Source organism: Verrucosispora sp. WMMD1129 (assembly GCF_029581255.1).
In the GTDB taxonomy this organism is placed as follows: domain Bacteria; phylum Actinomycetota; class Actinomycetes; order Mycobacteriales; family Micromonosporaceae; genus Micromonospora; species Micromonospora sediminimaris.
Map to the genome: position 1 here is coordinate 1,430,168 of NZ_CP120741.1, position 24,743 is coordinate 1,454,910.

The following is a 24,743-nucleotide window of genomic DNA, read 5'->3' on the forward strand; positions in this document are numbered from 1 at the left end:
TCGACCACGTCACCCGCACGCCCATCTCCTCGTGGCCCGCCGGGCACCCTACCTCGGGTAGCTGGCAGACAACTGCCTGGCTCGGCCGTCTGCCGCACTCCGGAGCACCGCCCACCGCGGCATTCGTCCAGATCGATCACCGGCGACCCTTCAGACCACCAAGTGCCCCGCCGTTAACCTGACACTCATCGGCTGTTCGAAAACTTCACCGCGCCCGGCCACGTCAGGTTCCAGGTTCGTCAACCCGGGTGGCCGAAGGTTTCCGGGTGGTCACACCGCCGACGCCGACGCCGCTGCTGAGCATCGTCGTGCCGGTTTACGGCGTCGAGGCGTACCTGCGCCAGTGCCTGGACTCCATCCGCGCCGACGTCCCGGACGACGAGGCGGCGCAGGTCGAGGTGGTCGCCGTCGACGACGCCTCACCGGACCGCTGCGGTGAACTGCTGCGCGCGTACGCCGCCGAGCATCCCGGGGTGCGCGTCCTGCACCTGGACCGCAACGTCGGCCTCGGGCCGGCCCGCAACGCGGGCCTGGACGTGGCCACCGGCCGGTACGTCTGGTTCGTCGACAGCGACGACTGGCTGCCGGCCGGGACGATCCCGGCCGTGTTGGACCGGCTACGGGTGGACCGCCCCGACGTGATGATGGTCGACCACCTGCGGGTGCACGAGTGTGGGCGCGAGGAGGTGGACGCCAGCAGCCGGCTGCTGCGCGCGACCCCCGGCGTGGTGCGACTGGCCGACCGGCCGCATCTGCTGCGCGTGCAGCACACCGCCTGGAACAAGGTGGTACGCCGGGAGTTCATGGCCGAGTTGGGGCTGCGCTTCCACCCCGGCTGGTACGAGGACATCCCGTTCAGCCATCCGCTGCTGATCGGCGCGGAGCGGATCAGCGTGCTGGACCGGGTCTGCTATCTGTACCGTCAGGGTCGCCAGGGAGCGATCACCTCGACGCGCAGCGGCCGGCACTTCGACTCCTTCGAGCAGTACGACCGGCTCTTCGCCTGGCTGCGTGAACGGCATCCCGACGGGCGCTGGCACGCGGAACTGTTCGACCTGATGGTGAACCACTTCCTGGTGGTGGTGGGTCACGACGACCGGTTGCATCCGCACCTGCGCCGGGACTTCTTCCGCCGGGTCGCCGCGCACTACCGCACGTACCTGCCCCGCGGCGGCTACCCCCGGCCGGGCGGGGTGTCGGGGCTCAAGCACCGGCTGGTCGGCCGCGACAGCTACCTGGCGTACGCGGCGCTGCGGCGGGCCCATCGGCTCGCCGGCCGGCTACGCGGCAGCACCGGCGGGGATCCCGCGACGAGCGGGGCGGACCCGGCACCGGGCAGCCCGGCCCAGGACCGCACCTTGGTAAGCACGCACGGAAACGGATCGGAATGACGTTCAAGATCGGGTCGCATCTGGTCGGCACCGGAGAGCGCCCCTTCGTGGTGGCCGAGATGTCCGGCAACCACAACGGAGACCTGGACCGCGCACTGTCCATCGTGGATGCCGTCGCGGCCAGCGGCGCGCATGCGCTGAAGCTCCAGACGTACCGGCCGGACACCATCACCATCGACGTGGACACGCCGGACTTCCGCATCTCCGGCGGGCACGAGCTGTGGGGCGGGCAGAACCTCTACCGGCTCTACGAGAAGGCGCACACGCCGTACGAGTGGCACCGGCCGATCTTCGAGCGGGCCCGCTCCCTCGGGCTGACCGTCTTCTCCTCCCCGTTCGACTCCACCGCCGTGGAGTTGCTTGAGGAACTGGACGCTCCGGCGTACAAGATCGCTTCGTCGGAGCTGGTCGACCTGCCGCTGATCCGGCTGGTCGCGGCCACCGGCAAGCCGATGGTCATCTCGACCGGGATGGCCACCCTGGCCGAGATCGACGCCGCCGTACGCACCGCCCGCGACGGTGGCGCGGGCGGGATCATCCTGCTGGCCTGCACCGCCTCCTACCCGGCGCCGCCGGCCGACAGCAACCTGCGCCGCATTCCGGTGCTGGCCGACGCGTTCGGCGTGCCGGTGGGCCTGTCCGACCACACCCCGGGCATCGGGGTGCCGGTCGCCTCGGTGGCGCTCGGCGCCTGCTTCATCGAGAAGCACGTCACCCTGGACCGGGCCGACGGCGGGGTGGACTCCGACTTCTCCCTGAACCCCACCGAGCTGGCCGCCCTGGTGGTCGAGTCGGAGCGAGCGTACGCGGCACTGGGCGGCACGGCGGTCGGGCCGACCCCGGCCGAGCAGGAGGGCCTGCGCTTCCGGCGCTCGCTGTACGTGGTGGCGGACGTGCGCGCCGGCGACGAGGTGACCGTGCACAACGTCCGCTCGATCCGACCGGCCGGTGGACTCCCCCCGGTGGAGATCGACCGGGTGCTGGGCCGCCGCTTCACCGCCGACGTGGCGCGCGGCACCGCGCTGAGCTGGGACCTCATCTGAGGGTGCCGGTTTCCGTCGGAGGGGTATACCTCTGCGTATGACCTTGGTGGCGGTGGCGGCGGGCCTGGCGTTGATCGCCGTGGTGGTGGTCGACGTCTGGCTCACCGTGCTGCATCCGGACGCCGAGGGACCGGTCGCCCGTACGGTCCGGCGGCTGGTCTGGCGAGCCTCGTCGCTGACCGCCGGCCGACGTCGTACGCCTCGCCGCACGCCGCTGGTCTGGGCGGGACCGATCCTGGTCACCGGCACGTTCCTCGCCTGGCTCGGGCCGCTGGCGCTCGGGGTCGCGCTCGTCGTCTGGCCGAGCCTGGACGGCTACCACCGGGTCGCCGGTTACGGGCCGGCCGGCTTCGTCGACGCCCTCTACTACGCCACCGGGCTGCTGACCGTACTCGGCTTCGGCGACCTCACCCCGGACACCGGGGCGCAGAAGCTGTTCGCCGTGACCGCCGCCGCCCTCGGCTTCGGCTTCTTCGCCGCGTTGGCCACCTATCTCATCGAGCTGATCACCGGATTGGCGGTCCGCAACCGGTTCGCGCTTACCATCTACGACCAGGTGCGCGGCACCGACGGGGTGGGCCTGCTCGCCCGGAGCCTGACCGACGAGGGGGTCGACGCGGCCCGGGAGCGGTGCATGGCCTGGGCGGCGAGCCTGCGGGAGGTCGACGACACAGTTCGCCGGTATCCGCTGGTCGCCCTCACCTACCGGCCCCGCCGCCGGGACTACGACATCGAGCCCGCCCTGGAGCAGATGGCCGCCGTCACCGTCGCGGCGCTGCTGGCTGCCAGGTGCGAACCGTGGCGCGGCCTCCGACCCCGGGCGGAGGAACTGGCGTACGCCCTGCTGCGGCTCCAGGACACCATCACCAGTCGTTACCTGGGCCGTCATCTGCTTCCGGCGAGCAGCGAGCCGGCAGCGGACGACGCGGATCCCGATGAGGTCCTACGGCGGCTGCACGCCCGGCTGGTCGACAAGCTGGGGGCGCAGTTCGATCAACCAGCGGCTGACGACGAGTTGGTCCACGAGTTGCTCTCCCAGTCGCTGCCATTCCTGGCAGCGCTGCGTGGCTGGTCGGTGCTCGGTGCCACCCGCGACGGCCAGCCGATCAAGGTCGACCGCCCGGACGAGGGGGCGCGGTCTTGACGCACGAAGCATGCTTCGTGAATAATGAAACGTAGTTCGAGGGGGAGTACCCGACGCAGTGCGCGCCACCGTCAGTACGGGCCCGGCCCATCCGGGCCCCGGTGACGCGGCCACCACACAGGTGGCCGGGGAGACCTTCGTCCGACAACGCCGGGCCCGGTGACGGGTCCGGCCGGACGAGAGGTCTCTCCGGTGTCTGTCTCCTGGTGGGTCTGGGCCCTGCTGATGCTGGCGATCGCCGCGATGCTGGCCATCGACCTGTTCCTGCACCGTGACAACCACGTCATCGGCTTCCGCGAGGCCGCGACCTGGTCCGGAATCTGGATCGCCGCCGGCCTGCTGTTCGGGGTGATCCTGTGGGCATGGCAGGGCGGCGACGTGGCCGGCACCTACTTCGCCGGCTATCTCATCGAGAAGGCGCTCTCCATCGACAACGTGTTCGTCTTCGCGATGATCTTCGCCTACTTCGGAGTTCCCGCCGCGTACCAGCACAAGGTCCTCTTCTGGGGAGTCATCGGTGCGCTGGTGTTCCGGTTCGTGTTCATCTTCGTCGGCGCGGAGCTGCTGGAGACGTTCTTCTGGACCGCGTACCTGTTCGGTGCGTTCCTCATCGTGACCGCCTACAAGATGGCGTTCCGGCACGACGAGCAGACCCCACCGGACCGTAACCCCGTGGTCCGGCTGGTCCGCCGGCTCGTGCCGACCGATCCGGCCTACCACGGCGACAGGTTCTTCACCCGGGTCGACGGCCGGCGGGTCGCGACCCTGCTGTTCGTGGTCCTGATCGCGGTCGAGACCACCGACCTGATCTTCGCGATCGACTCGGTAGCGGCGATCCTGGCCATCACCACAAGCACGTTCATCGTGTGGACGGCTAACGCGTTCGCGATCCTCGGGCTGCGCAGCCTCTACTTCTGTCTCGCCGGCCTGCTGCGCCGCTTCGTGCACCTGCACTACGGCCTGGCGGTGCTGCTGGCCTTCGCCGGGGTCAAGCTCATCCTGTCCGAGACCCCGGTCGGCAAGCTCCCCATCCCGGTCACCCTGGGCGTCATCGTGGCGACGATCGCGGTGTCCATCGCCTGGAGTCTGCGCAGCACCAGCGGCCGCTCGGAAGCGCCGGAGCCCGCACAACTTCCCTGATGGTGCGGTCTCAACCGGCGCCGGACACCGCAACATCCGGGAAGGTGCGCGAATCTGGGCCGACGCGGTCGACACGGTCGACGCGGTGGGTGGAGGTGGGGGTGAAGGCGACGGTGACGACCAGGTCGGTCAGCGGCAGGGTGCGCCACAGCCAGACGGTGCCGGACGGCACCTCCAAGCCGTGCCGATGCCACCAGGTGGCCACCGGTACGTCGGCGAGTTTCGCCAGACACTCGACGCGGGTCCACCGGCCCCAGAAGTCGGTGGAGCCGAACCGACGGGCCAGCGCGGGAGGTAGCGCGGCGGCGGCCCGCTCGGCGTCGATCGCGACCTGCCAGCCGGGCACCGGTGGGGCGTACCAGCCGACACAACGTCCGTCGCCGAGATGGCTGCGGGTGACGGCGGCACCCGAGTCGGCAGCCGATGCCACCCGCAGGTGTCGTGGTGCGGCGGCGAGCAGGGCGGAAACCCGTTGCCCCGCACCGTCGTGGGTGCGGGACAACGGGTGCGGCGGATCAGATCGAGGCGGCACCGTCGACCACGATGACCTGACCGTTGATGTTCGTCTGGTCGCGCAGCAGCAGCCGCACCACCGGCACCACCTCCGCCGGCTCGGTCAGCTGACCGGTCGGCGTACGACGCACGATCTGATCAAGCTGGGTCTGGCCGAGCACCGCCGACATCTCCGAGGCGAAGAAGCCCGGCGCGACCGCGTTGACCAGCACCCGCCCGCCCAGTTCCCGGGCGAGCGAGCGGGTCGCCGCGTCCATCCCGCCCTTGGTGGCGGAGTACGCCACCAGTCCGGGAAAGCCGCGCTGCGCGCAGATCGAGGTGATGTTCACGATCCGCCCGCGTCGCCCCTGGGCCAGCATCCGCCGCACGGCCAGCCGGGTGAGCTGCAACGGCGCGGTCAGGTTGGTCTCGATGATCCGGGCGATGTCGGCATTGGCGGTGTGCACGTGCAGCGAGTCCTGCCCGACGGCCGCGTTGTTCACCACTCCGTCGATCGGGCCGAGCCGCTCCTCGGCCGCCCGGACGAACGCCTGCGCGGCGACGAGGTCGGTCACGTCGACCGAGCCGACGTGCGCCCGCTCCGGATGGGCGTCGGCGAGCTTGGCCAGCTCGGGCGTGACGGTACGGGCGAAGGCGGCCACCTTCAGGCCCGCTTCGAGCAGGTCGGTGACGATGGCGAGGCCGAGACCGCGGGAACCGCCGGAGACGAGCACCACGGAGCTGGGCGGTACGGGCTGGGCGGGGGTGGTGGGGTCAGACATCGCTCTTCAGGGTCTCCTTGACGGGAATCTCGGTAAGCACGCGAATCCGGCGCGGAACCGCGTACTCGGGCAGTTGGTCGGCGCACCAGCGCACCAGCGTCGCCTCGGCCAGCCCGGCCTCGGCCAGCCCGGCCTCGGCCGGCGCGGTGGCGCTGCCGACCGGCACCACCTCGGCGACAACCATGTGGCCGAGCAGCGGGGCGCGTCTGCCGGTGACCCGGGCCCAGGCCACCTGCGGATGCGCGGTCAGCACGTCGCGGACCACACCGGCGGAGACCTTGCTGCCACCGACGTTGATCTCGTCCGCGTCGAGCCGCCCGGTGATCAGCACCCGGTCACCGCTCACCTGCGCCCGGTCGCCGGTGCGAACCGGACCGTCCAGCCCGGCACCGTGGTACGGCGAGGTGATCACCAGCTCTCCGTCGTGCACCCCGATGGTGGGGCGACCCGGCGCTGCCCGGTCCAACCACTCCACCGGGAACCCGGCCCGCCCGTCGTGCACCACGATCGCCGCACCGACCTCGGAGGAGGCGTAGATCCAGGAGATCCGGGCGGCTGGGAACACCTCCCGGAGCCGGTCCAGGATGGTCTGGTCGACCGGTTCGCCGCCGAGCGTCAGCTGACGCAGCGGCACCCGGGCCAGCCCTGCCGGGTCGCGGTGCAGGGCCCGTCGCCAGAAGGTGGGGGTCCCGGAGGCGGCGTCCACACCGTGCTCGGCCGCCAGCGCCGGCCAGTCGTCGAGCTGATCGGGCTCCACCACCACCAGATGCTGGCCCGGCTGGGTCAGCGACAGCGTGACCACCTGCCACCAGGCGTACGTGCCGGGGGCGTACGGGCAGAGCCAGGTCCGCGCGGGCTGCTGCCCCCGGACGGTGGTCAGCGATTCGAGGGTGTGCCCCACCCGCTTGGGACGACCGGTGGAGCCGGAGGTCAGCAGCCACAGCCGGCCGGTCTCGGCAGCTCGCGAGCCCGTGTCCCCCGCCGGGTGGTCACCGCCCAGTTCCGTCACCGCGAACCCGGCGTCGCGCAGGTCGGCGCGCATCGCCGCGTCGACCCGGCTGGCCGTGCTGAGCAGCAGCTCGGTGCCGTGCACGGCGTGGTGCCGGGCGGCCGCGAGCGCGTGCCGGGCCGTGTGGGCCAGCGCGGCGGCTGGCCCCGGAAGGGTCAGCTCCGGCAGGTCACGCCAGGTGCGGGTGGCACCGTCGACGACGATCCGGTTGTCCATCCCCGCTGGGTGGGCGCGGGCCTGCGGGGCGGTCTCGACGCTCACTGCCGCTGCAACTCGACGAGGAAGTCCAGCACGTCGCCGACGGTGGCGATCCGGCGCAGCCCGGGCGCGTCGAAGTTCAGCTCCTCCCCCGTGGCGTCCTCGACGCGCAGCGCCAACTCGGAGAAGTCCAGCGATCGGAAGCCAACCTCGCGCAGATCGGCGGCGTCGTCGGCGGGCAGCGCTTTGCCCTGGTTCTTGAGAACCTCGCCCATGAGGTCGCGAATCTGCGCCCGACTCAATTCCTTCATGCGGCGGAGTGTACAGCCAGGTGAATCGTGATTAGGGTGCCCGGTGACCAGGTAAACGGAACGGAAAGCGAGCGGTACGTGTTGCGTGACGCCACCGAGGACGACGTTAACCTGATGTTGTCCTGGCGTAATCAGGAAGTCAACCGGCAGGTCAGCAAGACCAGTCACGTCATCACCGCCGAGGAGCACCGACGGTGGTGGTCGGCGGTCCGTCAGGACCCCTCCCGTCGGGTCCTGACCTACCTGCGCGACGGCGTGCCGAGCGGCGCGGTCACCTACTTCGACCTGCGGTTGTCCGGCCCGCGTACCGGCGGGTGGGGTTTCTACCTGGACGCCGAGGGGCTGGCCGAGCGGGGTGAGACGCTGCCCGCCTGGCTGGAGGTGATGCGGGAGGCGGTCGACCACGCCTTCGACGTGCTGGCGCTGGACCGCCTCGACGGTGAGGTGCTCGCCCACAACACGGTGGTACGCCAGATGAACCGTCGGCTCCGTTTTGTCGAGGGGCCCGGCCGCCAGGAAACCCACGACGGCCGGGAAATCACCGTGATACCCATTTCTCTGCAGCGCGCCAACCGTCGCGTTCGCTGATTTTTGGTTTTCCGTCCACGCATTGTTCACGTGGCCGACGAGTTACGTTGGCCGCCACTGCGGGAATCACCGACGCCGCCATCCGGCCCATTTCCGGTGCGGGTCGCCGCCCAGCCGGACAAAGCCGTACCGGGTGCCGTCCCAGTCGTCGGGTTCGCCGGGCGTCCAGCGGGCGAAGACCACCTCCGCGTCGGCCGGCGGCCGGTCGCGGAACCACGGCACCTCGGTCCAGGTGACCTGGTGGCTGAGGTTGAACCGGAGCTGGTATGGCACGCCGGTGGACGCGGCGACCCGCTCCGGCGGCCGGACCCCAAGGTCGGTCACGCCGGGCACGGGGGTGCCGGCCGCCGCCAGTGGGCGGATCAGTCGCTGCGTGATCACCTGCATGGTCGCCACGTTGACCACGACCAGCACCGCGAGCACCACCCCCAGCAGGCGAATGCGCGCGGTCCGGTGGCGGGTCGCCAGCACGAGCACGAGCAGCAGGCAACCGGCGACCCCGATCGCGGAGCCGACAAGCGGGCGCAGCTGTCGCCACCCGCCGGTCAGGGCCATCAGGTCCGGCGCGCTGAACCCACCCCAGCGCAGCGGCGCACCCTGGGCCGCGGCGTGGGCCAGTCGGAGATGGATCAGCGCGCCGCCCGCCGCCAGCAGCAGCACGGCGGCCCCGGCCCGGCGCAGCAGCGGACGGTACGCGACACCGAACAGCAGCCCGATGCCGACAAGCATCCAGAACGGGGCGAACATCTGCACGTACCGGGCGTAGATGGCGTCCGGCACCCGGTCCGGAATACCGGCCAGCACCGCCTCCGCGCCGACGGCTACGCCGACGGTGGTCAACAGGGCCACCCCGAACGTCCATCGGGTGGCGGCACCGCCCCGGCGACACAGCCGGGTCACCGCCTCGGCGCCGGCCAGCCCGGCCAGCCCGAAGGTGACGACCGTCAGGTACCACACCTGCGTACCGACGGACGCCAGCACCTGCGACAGTCCTCGGACCGAGGTGACCGCGCGCCCGACGTTGCCACTGGCCGGGTTGCCGAGCAGCTGCACCGTCTCGCCGAGCAGCCGTACGCCCGCCTCATTGGCCAGCACGGCGGCCAGCACCGGCAGCACCGCCGCCAGCAGCGCGGCCGGGTCCAGTCGACGGCGGACGACCAGCGCCAGAGCCAGCAGCGCGAACCCGGCGACGATCACCACCCCGCGCGAGTGCACCAGATGTGCCGCCCCCACCAGGGTGCCGCACACCGCCGCGGCGACCGGTCCGGGCCGCTCGACCAGCCGGTGCACGGCGAGCAGCCAGGCCAGCAGCAGCGGACCGAGCACCGCGTCGGTCATCGCCACCGTGGCGTGGAAGGCCACCGCCGGCAACGTGGCCGCGCCGGCCGCCGCCGCCAGCGCCGGACCGGGTCGCAGTCCCAGCAGCCGACGGCCGAGCAGGTACGCCAGCGGCAGGACCGTCGCGTTCAGCGCCGCGTTGATCACCCGTACCAGCAGGTAGGTGTCGACGAAGTCCCGGTCGAGGAGAAAGGCCGGCGCGATCAGCAGCGGGTAGCCGATCCGGCGCAGGGTCTCGTTCTCGCTGCTGAACCCGCCGGGACCGCCGGCCAGGGCGCGTGCGGTGTTCAGGTAGCTGTCCTCGTCGGTGTGCGCGAACGGCATGCTGGCGTGGCGGGCCAACCAGATCCGCCAGGCGGTGCCGAGCAGCCAGCCGCCGACCAGCAGCAGGGGCACCAGCCAGCGTCGGCGGTTGGGCCACGCCGAACCACGCCGGTCCACCGGCCCGCCCGTGTCCCCGGCCCGGGTCGCCTCGGCCTCGACGGTCATCGTTTCCTCCCACGACGCGGCCGGGGCAGGCAGCCGCCAGCCGGACGCGCCACGGTTCCCGGTCGGTCGGGACGCTAACGGGCCGGTCGACGCAGGTCGGCGGGCACGCCGCGACGGCGGCAGGTGTTCGCCAACTGGGTGCTCGCCATTCATCGCCGCACGGCGCGCGGTTAACCGCAGGGCTCGGGCCCGTTAACCCACCGCGTCTAGCGTTCCCACCCGGCCGGCCGAGGCCGACCGCGAATCCGACACACACGGGAGCACCAGTTGAGCGAGCTGAACGGATCGTCCATCCTCGTCACCGGGGGAACGGGTTCCTTCGGCAGGACCTTCCTGCGGCACCTACTCGCCGAGACCGATCCGGCCCGGGTGGTGGTCTTCTCCCGTGATGAACTCAAGCAGTACGAGCTGCGCCAGCAGCTCGGCGACGACCCCCGGCTGCGCTGGTTCATCGGTGACATCCGGGACCGGCACCGGCTGACCCGGGCCATGCACGGCGTCGACCACGTCGTACACGCCGCCGCCCTCAAGCAGGTCGACACCGCGGAGTACAACCCGTCGGAGTTCATCGCCACCAACATCACCGGTTCGCAGCACGTCGTCGACGCCGCGATCGAGGCCGGTGTGAAGAAGGTGGTGGCCCTCTCCACCGACAAGGCGTCCAGCCCGATCAACCTGTACGGCGCGACCAAACTGGTCGGCGACAAGCTGTTCATCTCCGCCAACCACTACGCGGCACAGCACCCGACCCGTTTCGCGGTGGTGCGCTACGGCAACGTGGTCGGCAGCCGGGGCTCGGTGGTTCCGCTGTTCCGCCGGCTCGCCGCCGAAGGCAAGAGCCTGCCGATCACGGACAAGCGGATGACCCGCTTCTGGATCACCCTGGACCAGGCCGTGCAGTTCGTCATCGACTCGTTCGACCAGATGCAGGGCGGCGAGCTGTTCGTCCCCCGCATCCCCAGCATGCGCATCCTCGACCTGGTCGAGGCGGTCGCCCCGGAGGCCACCACCCACGAGATCGGCATCCGGCCGGGCGAGAAGCTGCACGAGGAGATGATCGCTCCGGACGACAGCCGGCGGACGCTCATCGCCAAGGACCGGTTCATCGTGCAGCCGACCATCGCCACCTGGGGTTACCAGCCGCCCGTCGGCTGTGAGCCGGTGGCGGACGGGTTCGCGTACCAGTCGGACTCCAACGACGAGTGGCTCACCGTGCCCCAGCTGCGTGAGATGCTCGGCATCGCGGCATGAGCGAGCACCGCGAGCGAATCATCAGGCTCAGCGCCGCCGTGCCTCATGGCGGCACGCAGCGCAGCGGAGTGCCGTCATGAGCGAGCACCGCGAGCGAATCATCAGGCTCAGCGCCGCCGTGCCTCATGGCGGCACGCAGCGCAGCGGAGTGCCGGCATGAGCGAGCACCGCGAGCGAATCATCAGGCTCAGCGCCGCCGTGCCTCATGGCGGCACGCAGCGCAGCGGAGTGCCGGCATGAGTACCTCCTTTCTGCCGTACGGACGCCAGTCGGTGACCGACGACGACGTGGCCGCCGTGGTCGCCGCCCTGCGCAGCGACTGGCTCACCACCGGCCCGGAGGTCGCCGCCTTCGAAGCGGACATCTCCGCGTGGGCCGGTGGTGCCGGGGTGGCCACGGTCTCCAACGGCACCGCCGCGCTGCACGTGGCGTACGCGGCGGCCGGCGTCGGCCCCGGCGACGAGGTGATCGTGCCGCCGATGACGTTCGTGGCCACCGCCAGCAGCGCGGTCGCGCTCGGCGCGCGGGTCGTCTTCGCCGATGTGGAGGAGGAGACGTTCACCCTCGATCCGGCAGCGGTGGCCGCGACGACCACCGAACGGACGAAGGTCGTCGCGGCGGTGGACTACGCCGGTCACCCGGCCGACTACGACGCGCTGCGCACCGCGCTCGACGGCAGCGACGCGCTGCTGCTCGCCGACGCGGCCCACTCGATAGGCGCCACCTACCGGGGCCGGTCGGTCGGCTCGCTTGCCGACCTGACCACGTTCTCGTTCTTCCCCACCAAGAACCTAACCACCGCCGAGGGCGGCGCGGTCGCCACCACCGATCCGCGGCTACTGAAGCGGGCCCGCCGGTTCCGCAACATCGGGCTGGTCCGGGAAGCCGACGAGTTGCGGTGGCCCGACGAGGGCGGCTGGCATCAGGAGGTGCACGAGTTCGGCCTGAACTACCGGCTGCCGGACGTGCTGTGTGCGCTCGGCCGCAGCCAGTTGCGCCGGCTCGGTGCCTTCCTCGCCCGCCGCGCCGAACTGGTGGCCCGCTACGACGCGGCCCTCGCCGAACTGCCCGGCGTGCTCGTCCCCGGCCGGCGGGAGTGGGCGGCACCGGCCTGGCACCTGTACCCGATCCGGGTGCTCGACGGTCGCCGCCGCGAAATCTACGAACGGATGCGCGCCGCCGGCATCGGCGTCCAGGTCAACTACATCCCCGCGCACTGGCACCCGGCCTTCGCCGACCTCGGCTACCGGCGCGGCAGTTGCCCCGTGTCGGAGGCCTTCTACGCCCAGCAGTTGTCGCTGCCGCTCTACCCTGGACTGCGCGACGCCGACCAGGACCGCGTCATCGACGCGTTGGCCGCGGCCCTGCGCGGTGCCTCGCTCCGGCCCGCCGCCTGAGGGAACGCCCGATGCACCACGCGAACCACTTCTACGGTCACGCCCACGTGCTGGCCCGCTACACGGGGCTGGGTGACGGCCACCCACCCCGGATAAACGGGTACGTCCAGCACGGCTGGAACATCGGCGACGGCCTCGCACCCGGCCACCCGTACGCCGAGCGCACGCCGAGTCTGCTCTGGTCGGAGCAGACCCGGCGGCGGGCCTGGTCGGTCGGGCGGCGCAACGTCACGGTGATCGGGGCACCCTTCGTCTACCTGCTGGCCATGCGACCGGAGGAGAAATCGCCGCCACCCCGGGAAGGCACCATCTGGTACCCGTTCCACGGCTGGGAGGGCCAACACGTCAAGGGTGACCACAAGGAACTGATCGCCCGCATCCGGGACACCGAACCCGGCCCGGTCACGGTCTGCCTGTACTGGCACGAGCACCGGATGCGGCGGGTGCGCCGGCTCTACGAGAACGCCGGCTTCCGGGTCATCTGCCACGGCTACCGCGGGCACTGGTGGAAAGACACCGACCCGCTGTTCCTGGACCGCCAGCTCGCCGAGCTGCGCCGGCACCGCCGGGTCGCGTCCAACCGGTTGACCAGCGCCATCTTCTACGGCATCGCGGCCGGCTGCGAGCCGGCGGTGTACGGCGACCCGATGGTGCTCGCCGACGAAGACCCGACCTTCGGCGGCGCCGCCCGCATCCGCCGACAGTGGCCGCAGTTGCACGGCGAACAGGTGCACCTGCCGACCGCCATCGCGATCGCCCACGCCGAGCTGGGCACCGACCACCGCCACCCGCCAGCCGCGCTGCGGGAGCTGCTGGGGTGGGCGTACCCGCAGGAGGAGACGACGTGACAACCGAGACGGTGTCAGCGGTGGCGCTGCCCGGCGGCGAGATGCTCACCTGGTCCGACCGGACGGACGAGACCGGCGACGGCGCCCTCGCGGCGCTGGCCGCCCGCCTGGTGCCGGCCGGGGCCCGGGTGCTGCTGGCCGGGCCGCACGGTCCGGCGCTGCTCGACGCGCTGCCCCACGCCCGGATCACCTGCCTGCTGCGCGGCTACCCGGACGCGGCGGTGCTCGCCGACCGGGTGGACCGGGTGCTGGTGGCCGGCCCGCACGGCCTGCCCGCCGGCGAGGAGTACGACGTGGTGATCGCCGGTGCCGGGCTGGACGCGGTCGAGTCGGTCGAGGGTGAGCGGCTCGGCTGGGACGGGCTGCTGGCCCGCCTGGTGGCGGCGGTCCGCCCCGGTGGTGACCTGCTGCTGCGGCTGGACAACCCGCTCGGCGTGCACCGGCTGGTCGCCGCGCAGAGCTGGTACGCCGGCCGGGGCGATGCCGAGTGGAGCGTCGGTGGGGTGCTGGACGCCGCCCGTCCGGCCAATCTGGCGCAGGTACGCGGACGGTTGGCCGCCGCCGGGATGCGCACCGGCACCTGCTACGCCGGGTACCCGCGTCCCGACCTGACCACCGCGCTGCTGGCCGTCGACGAGCTGGCTCGGCGCACCACCAGTGGGTTGTTCGACGCGGTGCTGCACGCCGCCTGCACCGACGGGTACACCGGCCGGTTCGTCCTCGCCGATCCGGCTCGGCTGGCCGCCGACGCCCTGCACGCCGGGCGCGCCGCCGACCTGGCCCCGTCCTGGCTGGTCCTGGCCCGCCGACCGGCCGCCGAGCCGACCGACCACGACGAGGAGCCGGTCGGCACCGCCCCCGACCCGGTCGACACCGGCGACGCGGCTCACCGGCTGCCCCGCTCCGACCGGTCGGCGCACCCGTCAGCCGAGGTCGGCGGATCCGACCGGCTGCCGGTGGCGTTGCTCGCCGACGCGACGGCGGGCGGCACCGTCGTGGAGGTGCGGGACGGGCCGCAGGGCTGGCACTGGCACCGCACCGGCATCGCCGTGGCCACCGCCTCGGCCGACGCCGGCCTGGATGCGGTCCACCGCGACCCGGATGGCACCGACGGGCCGGTGCCCGACGGGCGTCTGCTGCGCAGCCTGCTGCTCGACGGTTGCCTGCGCCGCGACACGGCGCTGCTGCGCCGGCTGCTGCGTGGGTACGCCGGCTGGCTCGACGGCCAGGCCGAGCAGGGACAGCTCGCCGGGGCGGCGGCCCTGGCCGGGGTGGACAACGTGGTGGTCGACGGTGACCGCTGGGCGGTGCTCGACCGGAGCTGGCGGGCCGAGGCACCGTTGCCGGTCGACGTGGTGCTGGCCCGGACGTTGTGGCGCTTCGCCGCCGAGCTGCTCACCGGCGGGTACGCCCACCCGTGGACGTCCACGCTGGACGTTGCGGGGCTGACCGTGGTGCTCGGTGGGGTCGCCGGACGCGACTTCGACCGGGCCGTCGTCGAGGCCGCGATGCAACCGACCGCGGCCACCGCCGAACCGACCGACCCGCCACCCGGCCCGCGCAGCTACCAGCAACTCCGCGAGGCGTGGTTACGCCAGCGGGAGGAGAACACCCGGCTGACGGCGCTGCTCAAGTGGACCGAGGACCTGCTCACCTCGCGGGAACGCGCGCTGCGTCGGGCCGAGGCGAAGATCAATCTGTTGAGCGGTTCGCTGAGCTACAAGGTCGGGCGCCTGGCCATCACGCCGGCCCGGATGGCCCGGCGCGGCGCCCGCGCCGCCAAGCGCCGGGCCCGCGCCGCCATCTCCTCGAAGCAGGGAGGACAGCAGTGACGGACCGGATCGTCGGCATCGTGCAGGCGCGGATGGGCTCGTCCCGGCTGCCCGGCAAGGTGCTCCGCCCGCTGGCCGGGCGCAGCGTACTCGGCCGGGTGGTCCGGGCCGCCCAGGACAGCGGCGTGCTGGCCGACCTGGTGGTGGCGACCAGCAGCGACAGCAGTGACGACGCGGTCGTCGCCGAGTGTGACCGGCTCGGCGTCGGCTGGCACCGGGGCCCCGTCGATGACGTGCTGACCCGCTTCGTCGGTGCCCTGGACGCCCACCCCGCCGACGCGGTCATGCGGTTCACCGCCGACTGTCCGCTGCTGGACCCGGAGATCGTCAGCCTGGTCGCCTCGGTGTACCGCGCCGTGCCGGGGCTGGACTACGCCAGCACGTCGATCGCCCGTACCCTCCCCCGAGGTCTGGACGTCGAGATCATCCGGGCGGACGCGCTGCGTACCGTCGACCGGCTCGCCACCGACCATCACCGGGTGCACGTGACCTCGTACGCGTACGCGCATCCGGAGCTGTTCCGGGTGCTCGGCGTGACCCTCACCCCGGACCGTTCGCAGCTGCGCCTCACCCTCGACACGGCCCGCGACTGGGATCTGGTCCGCGCGGTGGTCGAGCACTTCGGTGACGTCAGCGTGCCGCTGGCCAAGCTCGCCGACTGGCTCGACGGGCAACCGGCGCTGCGCGCGCTCAACGCCGACGTCCGGCAGAAGCGGTTGGAGGAGCGCTGAGCACGTTACGTGTCGGACTGCGTTGCGACGCCGGGCCGCTGCGCGGTGTCGGGCACCTGGTCCGTTGTCTCGCTCTCGGTGAGGAGTTCCAGGCCCGGGGCGCCACCGTCGAGGTCTTCGGCACCGTCGACGGCGTCGGTTGGGCGGCCGACCAGCTCACCGCCCGGGGTATCGCGTTGCGCCCCGGCCCGGACACCCCGGACGACCTGGTCGCCATGGCCCGCCGACACGACCTGGACGTGCTGGTTCTCGACTCGTACGAGCTGGATCCCGCCGGTGCGGGCGCGCTGCGGGCCGCCGGGGTGCTGACCCTGGCCATCGTCGACGGGGACACCCGGGGCCAGGACGCCGACCTCTATCTCGACCAGAACTTCGCCACCGACCTGGCGGTGCCGGCGGGCAGGCTGCTCGCCGGCAGCGGGTACGCCCTGCTGCGGGAGGGTGTGCTGGCCGCCCGGCCGGCGGCCCCGCGCCCGGCGGTGACGGTGGATTCCCCCTCGGTGCTGGCCTTCTTCGGCGGCACCGACGCGGCCGGCGCGGCGCCGGTGCTGACCGAGGTGCTGCTGTCGACCGGCCGGCCGATGGAACTCATAGTCGTCGTCGGCCGGCCCGAACTGGGCGAGCGGATAGCTGGGCTGACGCCGGGGCCCGGGCAGTCGCTGCTGCCGGTGCCACCCACCGGTACGCTGCCCGCGCTGATCGCCGCGGCGGATCTGGTGGTCAGCGCGGCCGGCACCTCCACCTGGGAACTGTGCTGTCTCGGGGCCCCGTCGGCGCTGGTCTGCGTGGTGGACAACCAGCGCGAGTCGTACCACCGGGTGGTGGCGGCGGGCCTGGCCGCCGGGCTCGGTGAGCTGCCCGGGCTGGCCGGCGACGCTCCGGCGCTCCGCGCCGCCACGCGCACCCTGGCGGGGCTGCTCGACGACGGGGCCCGCCGGGCGGAGTTGTCCGCCCGCGCCTGGGCCGCCGTGGACGGGCGCGGACGGGAACGGGTGGTGGACGCGGTGCTGGAGGTGCTAGGACACGTCGCGGCTGGCGCCCCAGTGCAGTGACAGGCCCCGGGCGGCACGGTCGGTGTTGATCTCCATCATGCTGCCGAGGATCGTCGCCCGGTCGGCGACGATGGCGATGCCGTCCGACGTGTAGGTGGTCCGGTCGCTGATCAGCACGGCAGCGCCGGGAGCGTCGTCCAGGTGTGCCGCCGGCGCCCCGTCGAGGATGCCGGGCCGGATCGTCTCGGTGGCCCGGGCGACCGGGACACCCCGGGTGGCGAGCGCCTCGTACAGCGAGGTGGCGGTGAAGTCCACCTCGCGCAGACCGTCCGCGTGCGATGCGCGTACCCAGGAGACCTGGTGTACGGCGCGGCGGCCGGCGAACGCCCGGACCCGCTCCAGCCGCAGCCCCGAGTCGGCCGTGCTGGCCCGCAGCGTGCCGGCGACCCGCGCGGGCAGCCGACGCACCGCGCGGCCGACGACGGCGGTACGCACCTCGTGGCCCTGCTCTCGCAGGTCGTCGGCGAAGCTGCGCAGCGAGCCGAGCCGGTACGCCAGGTGTGGCGGCGTGACGAAGGTGCCCCGACCGGGTTGCTGCTCGATCAGCCCTTCGTCGCTGAGCTGCCGTAACGCCTGCCGGAGCGTCATCAGCGTGACGCCGTAGGCGGCGCTGAGGTCACGCTGGGAGGGCAGCGCCCCGCCGGGCGGATAGTCGCCGGATCGGATCTTGGCGGCGAGGTCCGCGGCGATGGTGCGGTACCGCGCCGCAGGCGCGTCCTGCCCGGTAGCCATGCCGCCGCCCCGCCTCCTATCCTCCGGCGTCCTCCGCCGTCCGTGCCGGCACGCCGTCCAGCGCCGCGCGCAGCGACCGGACGAATCCGGCGGTCGACGCCGGGTCCGCGCCGTCGAGCACGCGTCGCATCAGCGCCGCGCCGACGATCACGCCGTCGGCGTCCCGCGCCGCGGCAGCCGCCTGCGCCGGTGTCGAGATGCCGAATCCCAAGAATACGGGCCGGTCCGTGACGCCCCGCAGGCGCCGCGCCAGCCCGGCGGCCGAGGCGGCGAGCTGGTTGCGCTCGCCGGTGGTTCCCATCAGGGAGACGGCGTAGACGAAGCCGCGACTGCGTTCGGCGATGTCCCGCAGCCGCCGTGCCGGGGTGGCGGGCGAGGCCAGCAACGCGAGGTCGACGTTCGCGGCCCGCGCAGCCGTGCCCGTCGATCCGGCCTCCTCCAGCGGCAGGTCGGGCACGATCAGGCCCTGGACGCCCGCATCGGCGAGGGCCCGGCAGAACCGGTCCGCGCCACGACGCAGGGCGAGGTTGGCGTACGTGCTGACGACGACCGGCACGTCGATCCGACTCCTGGACAGGTCGGCGAGGATCCCGGCGGTGGTGGCACCCCGGCGGAGCGCGACGTCGGACCCCTCCTGAATGGTGACGCCGTCGAGAGTGGGGTCGGAGAAGGGGATGCCGACCTCGATCGCGTCGGCCCCGGCGTCGGCGAGGGCGCGCAGGTGGTCGGTCCAGTCCGGGGTCACTCCCCCGGTGAGGTAGGGCATGAGCAGCTTGCGCCCACGGCCCCGCCGCAGCCGCAGCCGGGTCTCCAGACTTGTCATTCCGCCTCCCCGTCACCCAGGTACGTCATCAGCGTCGCGATGTCCTTGTCGCCGCGCCCGGAGAGCGTGACGAGCACGCTGCTGCCGGTGGGGAGTTCGGTGGTGCCGGCGGCGCGGATGACCCAGGCGAGCGCGTGCGCCGACTCGATCGCCGGGACGATGCCCTCGGCGCGGGCCAGCCGGACCGCCGCCGCCAGCGCCTCCTCGTCGGTGGCGGTGACGTATTCGGCCCGACCGAGATCGCGCAGGTGGGCGTGCTCCGGCCCGACTCCGGGATAGTCCAGGCCCGCCGCCACGGAGCGCGCCTCGCGGATCTGACCCTGCTCGTCCTGGAGGAAAAGCGACTGGAATCCGTGCAGCACGCCGATCTCACCCCGCGCCGCGCCGGCACCGCCCGCCGCCTCGACCCCCACCAGACGTGCCGAGGTGTCGACGAACCCGGCGAAGGTGCCGGCGGCGTTGGAACCACCACCGACGCAGGCGACGACATGCTCCGGTGTGCCGGCCGGCAACTGCTCGGCGCACTGGTGTCGTGCCTCCTGGCCGATGACCGCCTGTAGCTGGCGAACCATCCACGGGTACGGGTGCGGACCGATCACCGAGCCGACGCAGTAGTAGGCCTCCTCGGTGACGCTCACCCAGTGGCGCATCGCCTCGCTGGTGGCGTCCTTGAGGGTCCGGCTGCCCGACCGCACCGGTACGACCTGTGCGCCGAGCAGCCGCATCCGGAACACGTTGTGTGCCTGCCGCTCGACGTCGCGCTCGCCCATGAAGACCGTCACCGGCAGGCCCAGCAGGGCACCGGCGGTGGCGGTGGCGACGCCGTGCATTCCCGCGCCGGTCTCGGCGAGCAGCCGCCGCTTGCCCATCCGGCGCGCCAGCAATGCCTGCCCCAACACGTTATTGATCTTGTGGGAGCCGGTGTGCGCCAGATCCTCCCGCTTGAGCAGCACCGTCACGCCGAGTTCGGTCGACAGCCGCAGGGCCGGGGTCAGCGGCGTCGGTCGGCCCGCGTACCTCGACAGCAGCCACGCCAGATCGGCCCGGAAGCCCGCATCCGCCCACGCCTCGGCGAAGGCCACCTCGACCTCTTCGCAGGCGGGTATAAGTGGCTCAGGTACGAACCGGCCACCGTGGCGCCCGAATCGGCCGGCCTCGGGCGCGGCGGTCGGGTCGCGCAGTGCCAGAGCCTCCATGACCACTCCCAACTGTTCTATAACTCTCTCGTGGAGTTATAGAACAGTTGCCGGCCACACGCAACCCCCGGCTCACCGACTCGGTAGCACTGGTGTACTAAATCCCTGCTAGGCTGCGGGGCATGTCGCAGACCGCGTACCAGCCGTCGATGCTGGAGGTCACCGACGCCGCGCCCGCCCTCGGCCCGCTGGCCGGGCAGCCGCGCCGGCACCCGCTGAGCCGGGGCGCCTGGGTCGACCACCTGCCCGGCTGGGTGCGCGGCTCCGACCAGGTGCTCGACGTGCTGCTGCGCGAGGTGCCGTGGCGGGCCGAACGACGCACCATGTACGACACCGAGGTCGACGTGCCCCGGCTGCTCAGCTGGTACGGCGCTGGCCGACCGCTGCCGCACCCGGTGCTGACCGCCGCCCGCGCGGCGCTGACCCGCCACTACGCCGACGAGTTGGGCGAGCCGTTCGTCACCGCCGGCATGTGCCTCTACCGCGACGGCCGGGACAGCGTCGCCTGGCACGGCGACACCCAGGGCCGCTCAGCCCACACCGACACCATGGTCGCCATCGTCTCCTTCGGCTCGCCGCGTCAGCTTCTGCTGCGCCCCCGCGGCGGCGGCACCAGCCTGCGCTTTCCGCTCGGCCACGGCGACCTGGTGGTGATGGGCGGCTCCTGCCAGCGCACCTGGGAACACGCGATACCGAAGACCGCCCGCCCGGTCGGCCCCCGGGTCAGCGTCCAGTTCCGCCCGGCCGGCGTCGCCTGACCCACCGGTCGGGGACACGCAAGCGTCGACTCACGCAACCGCAGCCCGGCGCGTCGGAGTCCCCGGGGCTCGACCGGGGACTCCGACCATCGGCTTAGAACTGCGCGAAGAACCGCCACACCTCGCCCTTGGTCCAGGTCCTGGCGCCGCTGTCGCCGCCGCCGTCGACCGGGCCGGGGGTGTGACCACCGTCGAACGCGCCCCACTGCACCGGATAGCCGGCGCGGCATCCCGAGTAGACGGTGGTGATATGCGTCCGGCTGCCCGCCGCCGGCTCCGGCGGGTTCTGCGCGGTGCAGCCGTTGTTACGGACGAACCTGTCCCGCAACGACCGCCCGCTGGTGATGTTGTCGGAGATGCCGTGGATGCCGAAGTACGCGATCGGCTGGGTACCGCCGCTGCACCCGCTCAGCTCCCGGGGAGCGCCGTAGACCGCGACGGCCCGGAAGACGTTCGCGCGGGCACAGGCGAGGGCGTAGCTCATCGCCCCGCCGTAGCTGAACCCGAGGGCGAAGCGCTGCGTCGTGTTGACGCACAGGTCGCTCTCGATCCGACGGATCATGTCGTCGACGAAGGTGACGTCCTCACCACCGGAGTTGGCCCAGCCGTTGCCGATGCCCTGGGGCGCGACCAGGATCGCGCTGTTGTTCGACTGCTCCTGCTGCCCGTAGTAGGCCCAGGCGGCCCCGTCTGCTCCGCCGTAGGCGACGTCGCCCGCGGTGCCGCCCCACCAGTGGAACGCAAACATCAACCGGTAGCGGGTGTTGCTGTTGTAGTTGGCCGGCAGGCGCAGGATGAAGCTACGACTCTGGCCGCCGCTCTGGATGGTGTGCGTACCGTTGCCCAGCGTCGGCGTCCGGCCGCACCCCGCGCCCGGCTCACCGGTCGGTGGTGGCGACGTGGGGCCGCCCCCGTCGACCCGGGCCAGTTGCCACTGCTGGTTGCTGCCGTTCCAGTCGGCGTACTGCACGATGTTCGCGCCGTCCGCCGTGGAGGCACCCTGCACCTCGACGACCTTGTTGCTGTGCCGACTGACCAACCGGACAAGACCACCATCGGAGTCGGCCAACCGGAACTGCTGATTGGTGCCGTTGTGATCCGACCACTGCACGATCGCCGCACCGTCGGCGGTCGACGCATTCGACACGTCCAGAACCTTGCCCGAGTGCCGGGACTTCAACCGATAGAAGCCACCGCCGGAGTCCACGAACTGCCACTGCTGGTTCGCGCCGTCGTTACGGGTCCACTGGCTGATCCGCGCACCGTCATTGGTCGCCAGACCATACACGTCCAACGCCTTGCCACTGTTGCGATTGACCAGCACATACCAGGCGTTCGGGTCGACCGTCGCCGCCGCCGCGGGCGCCGCGTTGACCGCGACGAGGCCGCCGGCCACCAGGACCGCCGCACCGACCGCCGCCACGACCGACCGTCGTCGACGCCTGGGAGGAGAGGCGGGACGAACCTCACCAATCATTGATCCACTCCTTCGACTAGGACCACGCGCAGTCGGGAAGGGACGCGCGTTGTCGCAGGCACCGACGTTGTGGATGGTGGTGTCGACACGTCGGGCCGCCAGCGAGCAAACCCAACGTAGCGTCGTAATACGTCATACGTCAATGACAGGCGTCGATGGATGCGCGCGTGCCGGACGGTGGTCTCCGGCACGCGCCGTCGAGGAGCAGGCAGCTACTCGCGGTCGATCTGGTGACCCACCACGGCTGGACCGAGCATGACGGCGAAGCCGGACCCGTCGCGGCGCGGGTCGGCCGCCGGCAGCTCCACCGCCTCACCGTTGGCCGTCGAGCCCACCGGTCGGGGACCGACCCAACCGACCACCACGTCGGTCTCACCCTTGAGGAAACGATGGGCACGCACCCCGGCGGTCGCCCGCCCCTTCGCCGGGTACGCCGACAACGGCGTCACCTTGACCGTCGCACCGGTCGAGGTGACCACCATCGGCTCACCGTGCTCCGGATCGTCGGTGCGGACCGCGCCGAAGAACACCACCCGCGCCCCGGACGACAGGGCGATCCCGGCCATCCCGCCGCCCTTGAGCCCCTGCGGGCGGACAGTCCCGGCGGGGAACCGCAGCAGCGAGGCCGCACTGGTCAGGAAGGCGAGCGTCTCGGCGCCGTCGACCAGCCAGGTCGCCCCGACCACCTCGTCGCCGTCCCGCAGCCCGATCACCTCGAACTCGTCGGATCGCACCGGCCAGTCCGGGGCACAGACCTTCACCACACCCTGCCGGGTACCGAGTGCCAGGCCCGGCGACCCCTCCGCGGCAGCGCCGAGCGGCGCCAGGCCGACCACTGTCTCCCCCGGCTCCAGCGGCACCAGCTCGGCGGCCGACATCCCGCCCCGCAGCGACACCGTGCCGGCCTGCTCCGGCAACACCGGCAGCGGTAGCACGTCCACCTTGAACGCCCGGCCGGCACTGGTCACCAGCAACACCCGCCCCCGGGCGGTGGAGTGCACCACGGCGCGTACCGCGTCGTGCTTGACCCGGCCGTGCCGGCGGCGCCCCTCGGCGGCCTCCTCCGACTCGGCCGCGGTACGGGCCACCAACCCGGTCGCCGACAGGATGACCTGGCACGGGTCGTCGGCCACCTCCAACGGCCCGGCCGGCGCGGACGCGGCCAGCACCTCCTTGAGGTCACCGTCGACGAGCGTCGTGCGCCGGGGCGCGGCGAACTGCTTGACCACGGCGGCCAACTCGTCGGAGACGACCTTCTTCAGCACGTTCTCGTCGTCGAGGATGGTGGACAGCTCGGCGATCTCGGCCCGCAGCTTCTGCTGCTCGGCCTCCAGCTCCAGCCGGTCGTACTTCGTCAACCGGCGCAGCGGAGTGTCCAGGATGTAGTTGGCCTGGATCTCCGAGAGCTTGAACTGGCGCATCAGGCCGCTCCGGGCCGCCTGGGCGTCCTCGCTGCCCCGGATCAGCTTCACCACCTTGTCGATGTCGAGCAGCGCGATCAGCAGGCCGTCGACCAGATGCAGCCGCTCCTCCCGCCTGCGCTTGCGGTACGCGCTGCGCCGGGTCACCACCTCGTAGCGGTGGGCCAGGAACACCTCAAGCAGCTCCTTGAGCCCCAGGGTGCGCGGCTGCCCGTCGACGAGCACCAGGTTGTTGACGCCGAAGGACTGCTCCAGCGGGGTCAACCGGTAGAGGTCGGCGAGCAGCGCCTGCGGGTTCACGCCGACCTTGCACTCGATGACCAACCGGGTGCCGCTCTCGCGGTCGGTGAGGTCCTTGACGTCGGCGATCCCGGTCAGCCGCTTGGTCTTGGTCACCTCGTTGGTGATGGCGGCGATGACCTTCTCCGCGCCGACGCCGTACGGCAACTCGACCACGGTGATGGCCTGCCGCCCCCGGCTGCCCTCCAGCGGCCCGATCTCCACCTTGCCGCGCATCCGCACCACGCCACGGCCGGTCTCGTACGCCCGGCGCACCTCGTCCAGGCCGAGCAGCATGCCGCCGGTGGGCAGGTCGGGACCGGGCACGAACTCCATCAGCTTGTCGAGGGTGGCGTTCGGGTGCCGGATCAGCCAGCGGGCCGCCGCGACGACCTCGCCCAGGTTGTGCGGGATCATGTTGGTCGCCATCCCGACCGCGATCCCGGCAGCGCCGTTGACCAGCAGGTTCGGAAAGGCGGCCGGCAGCACGGTGGGCTGGGTCAGCGAACCGTCGTAGTTGGGCTCGACGTCGACGGTGTCCTCGCCCAACTCACCGACGAGCAGCATCGCCTCCCGCGACATCCGGGCCTCGGTGTAACGCGCCGCTGCCGGACCATCGTCCGGGGATCCAAAATTTCCATGCCCGTCGATGAGTGGCGCGTTGAGTGAGAAGTCCTGCGCCAGCCGGACCATCGCGTCGTAGATCGCGGTGTCGCCGTGCGGATGGTACTTACCCATTGCGTCGCCGACGATCCGGGCGGACTTGACGTGCGCCCGGTCCGGGCGGTGGCCCTGCTCGTACATCGACCAGAGGATGCGCCGGTGCACCGGCTTGAGGCCGTCGCGCGCGTCGGGCAGGGCCCGGGAGTGGATGACCGAGAAGGCGTACTCCAGGTAGGAGTCGGACACCTCCGTGGTCAGCGGGTTGTCGATGATCCGCGCGCCGGCCTGGTCGAACGCGGAATGGTCGACCTTCGTCTCCTTGCGGCGTGCCATGGCTCAGCTTTCCTTCCGAGAGACG

22 protein-coding genes are annotated in these 24,743 nt (G+C 72.1%); 12 read left to right on the forward strand and 10 right to left on the reverse strand.

Translation table 11 applies throughout. The features are described from left to right. Positions 1–266 precede the first annotated feature (266 nt). The 4 genes from O7624_RS06490 (at position 267) to O7624_RS06505 (ending at position 4,718) form a co-directional block, all read left to right on the forward strand. Positions 267–1,391: a glycosyltransferase gene (locus O7624_RS06490; protein WP_282239309.1), complete on the forward strand. Its 1,125-nt coding sequence runs from the start codon at positions 267–269 to the stop codon at positions 1,389–1,391. Next, the gene (gene pseI / locus O7624_RS06495; RefSeq protein ID WP_170863391.1) at positions 1,382–2,434 is read left to right on the forward strand and encodes a pseudaminic acid synthase; all 1,053 of its coding nucleotides are present in this window, start codon (positions 1,382–1,384) and stop codon (positions 2,432–2,434) included. Before O7624_RS06490 ends, pseI begins: the two co-directional genes overlap by 10 nt. A 37-nt stretch (positions 2,435–2,471) precedes the next feature. Beyond that, positions 2,472–3,578 carry a potassium channel family protein gene (locus tag O7624_RS06500; RefSeq protein WP_282239310.1) on the forward strand — a complete coding sequence of 369 codons (1,107 nt, stop codon included), beginning with the start codon at positions 2,472–2,474 and terminating at the stop codon, positions 3,576–3,578. Between the two features lie 192 nt (positions 3,579–3,770). Then, on the forward strand, positions 3,771–4,718 hold the full coding sequence (locus tag O7624_RS06505) for a TerC family protein (RefSeq protein WP_282239311.1): 948 nt from the start codon (positions 3,771–3,773) through the stop codon (positions 4,716–4,718). A 10-nt stretch (positions 4,719–4,728) separates the two neighbouring features. On the opposite strand, the gene O7624_RS06510 is transcribed toward O7624_RS06505, so the two are convergent. From O7624_RS06510 to O7624_RS06525, 4 genes are read right to left on the reverse strand one after another with little or no spacing between them, the layout of a single operon-like run. Beyond that, entirely contained in the window at positions 4,729–5,250 is a 522-nt protein-coding gene (locus tag O7624_RS06510; protein WP_282239312.1) for a hypothetical protein, read from the reverse strand. Next, positions 5,234–5,992, reverse strand: coding sequence for an SDR family NAD(P)-dependent oxidoreductase (locus O7624_RS06515; RefSeq protein ID WP_282239313.1), 759 nt, complete (start codon positions 5,990–5,992; stop codon positions 5,234–5,236). Before O7624_RS06515 ends, O7624_RS06510 begins: the two co-directional genes overlap by 17 nt. Further along, positions 5,985–7,262, reverse strand: coding sequence for an AMP-binding protein (locus O7624_RS06520; RefSeq protein WP_282239314.1), 1,278 nt, complete (start codon positions 7,260–7,262; stop codon positions 5,985–5,987). Before O7624_RS06520 ends, O7624_RS06515 begins: the two co-directional genes overlap by 8 nt. Further along, the gene (locus O7624_RS06525; protein ID WP_093403117.1) at positions 7,259–7,510 is read right to left on the reverse strand and encodes an acyl carrier protein; all 252 of its coding nucleotides are present in this window, start codon (positions 7,508–7,510) and stop codon (positions 7,259–7,261) included. The genes O7624_RS06520 and O7624_RS06525 overlap by 4 nt, the downstream gene beginning before the upstream one ends. Before the next feature lie 27 nt (positions 7,511–7,537). Here O7624_RS06525 and O7624_RS06530 point away from each other — a divergent pair, with 27 nt between their 5' ends. After that, positions 7,538–8,098 (forward strand): GNAT family N-acetyltransferase, encoded by a 561-nt coding sequence (locus O7624_RS06530; protein WP_282239315.1) that lies wholly within the window; start codon positions 7,538–7,540, stop codon positions 8,096–8,098. A gap of 66 nt (positions 8,099–8,164) precedes the next feature. On the opposite strand, the gene O7624_RS06535 is transcribed toward O7624_RS06530, so the two are convergent. Next, a complete protein-coding gene (locus tag O7624_RS06535; protein ID WP_282239316.1) occupies positions 8,165–9,925 on the reverse strand; it encodes a glycosyltransferase family 39 protein in 1,761 nt (586 codons plus the stop codon). 267 nt (positions 9,926–10,192) lie between these two features. Between O7624_RS06535 and pseB the strand changes: the two genes are divergently transcribed. From pseB to O7624_RS06565, 6 genes are all read left to right on the forward strand, one after another. Beyond that, on the forward strand, positions 10,193–11,176 hold the full coding sequence (gene pseB / locus O7624_RS06540) for a UDP-N-acetylglucosamine 4,6-dehydratase (inverting) (RefSeq protein WP_093403112.1): 984 nt from the start codon (positions 10,193–10,195) through the stop codon (positions 11,174–11,176). 236 nt (positions 11,177–11,412) lie between these two features. After that, entirely contained in the window at positions 11,413–12,573 is a 1,161-nt protein-coding gene (locus O7624_RS06545) for a DegT/DnrJ/EryC1/StrS family aminotransferase (protein ID WP_282239317.1), read from the forward strand. Between the two features lie 11 nt (positions 12,574–12,584). Beyond that, positions 12,585–13,421 carry a hypothetical protein gene (locus tag O7624_RS06550; protein ID WP_282239318.1) on the forward strand — a complete coding sequence of 279 codons (837 nt, stop codon included), beginning with the start codon at positions 12,585–12,587 and terminating at the stop codon, positions 13,419–13,421. Positions 13,422–13,462: 41 nt separating this feature from the next. Beyond that, complete coding sequence (locus O7624_RS06555; RefSeq protein WP_282240564.1) at positions 13,463–15,253, forward strand: class I SAM-dependent methyltransferase; 1,791 nt, start codon at positions 13,463–13,465, stop codon at positions 15,251–15,253. Then, positions 15,250–15,984, forward strand: a complete 735-nt coding sequence (locus tag O7624_RS06560) for a glycosyltransferase family protein (protein WP_282239319.1) — start codon at positions 15,250–15,252, stop codon at positions 15,982–15,984. The genes O7624_RS06555 and O7624_RS06560 overlap by 4 nt, the downstream gene beginning before the upstream one ends. Beyond that, a complete protein-coding gene (locus O7624_RS06565) occupies positions 15,981–17,036 on the forward strand; it encodes a spore coat protein (protein ID WP_282240565.1) in 1,056 nt (351 codons plus the stop codon). Before O7624_RS06560 ends, O7624_RS06565 begins: the two co-directional genes overlap by 4 nt. Here O7624_RS06565 and O7624_RS06570 read toward each other — a convergent pair. From O7624_RS06570 to trpB, 3 genes are read right to left on the reverse strand one after another with little or no spacing between them, the layout of a single operon-like run. After that, a complete protein-coding gene (locus O7624_RS06570) occupies positions 17,001–17,768 on the reverse strand; it encodes a GntR family transcriptional regulator (RefSeq protein WP_282239320.1) in 768 nt (255 codons plus the stop codon). The two genes, O7624_RS06565 and O7624_RS06570, sit on opposite strands and share 36 nt — an antisense overlap. A gap of 16 nt (positions 17,769–17,784) precedes the next feature. After that, complete coding sequence (gene trpA / locus O7624_RS06575) at positions 17,785–18,591, reverse strand: tryptophan synthase subunit alpha (protein WP_282239321.1); 807 nt, start codon at positions 18,589–18,591, stop codon at positions 17,785–17,787. Next, positions 18,588–19,787, reverse strand: coding sequence for a tryptophan synthase subunit beta (gene trpB / locus O7624_RS06580; protein WP_282239322.1), 1,200 nt, complete (start codon positions 19,785–19,787; stop codon positions 18,588–18,590). Before trpB ends, trpA begins: the two co-directional genes overlap by 4 nt. A 122-nt stretch (positions 19,788–19,909) precedes the next feature. On the opposite strand from trpB, the gene O7624_RS06585 reads away from it, so the two are divergent. After that, complete coding sequence (locus O7624_RS06585) at positions 19,910–20,545, forward strand: alpha-ketoglutarate-dependent dioxygenase AlkB (protein WP_282239323.1); 636 nt, start codon at positions 19,910–19,912, stop codon at positions 20,543–20,545. 94 nt (positions 20,546–20,639) lie between these two features. Here the strand turns inward: O7624_RS06585 and O7624_RS06590 are convergent, their stop codons facing one another. After that, complete coding sequence (locus tag O7624_RS06590) at positions 20,640–22,022, reverse strand: RICIN domain-containing protein (RefSeq protein ID WP_282239324.1); 1,383 nt, start codon at positions 22,020–22,022, stop codon at positions 20,640–20,642. A gap of 212 nt (positions 22,023–22,234) precedes the next feature. Next, positions 22,235–24,718, reverse strand: coding sequence for a DNA topoisomerase (ATP-hydrolyzing) (locus O7624_RS06595; protein WP_282239325.1), 2,484 nt, complete (start codon positions 24,716–24,718; stop codon positions 22,235–22,237). Between the last annotated feature and the right edge of the window lie 25 nt (positions 24,719–24,743).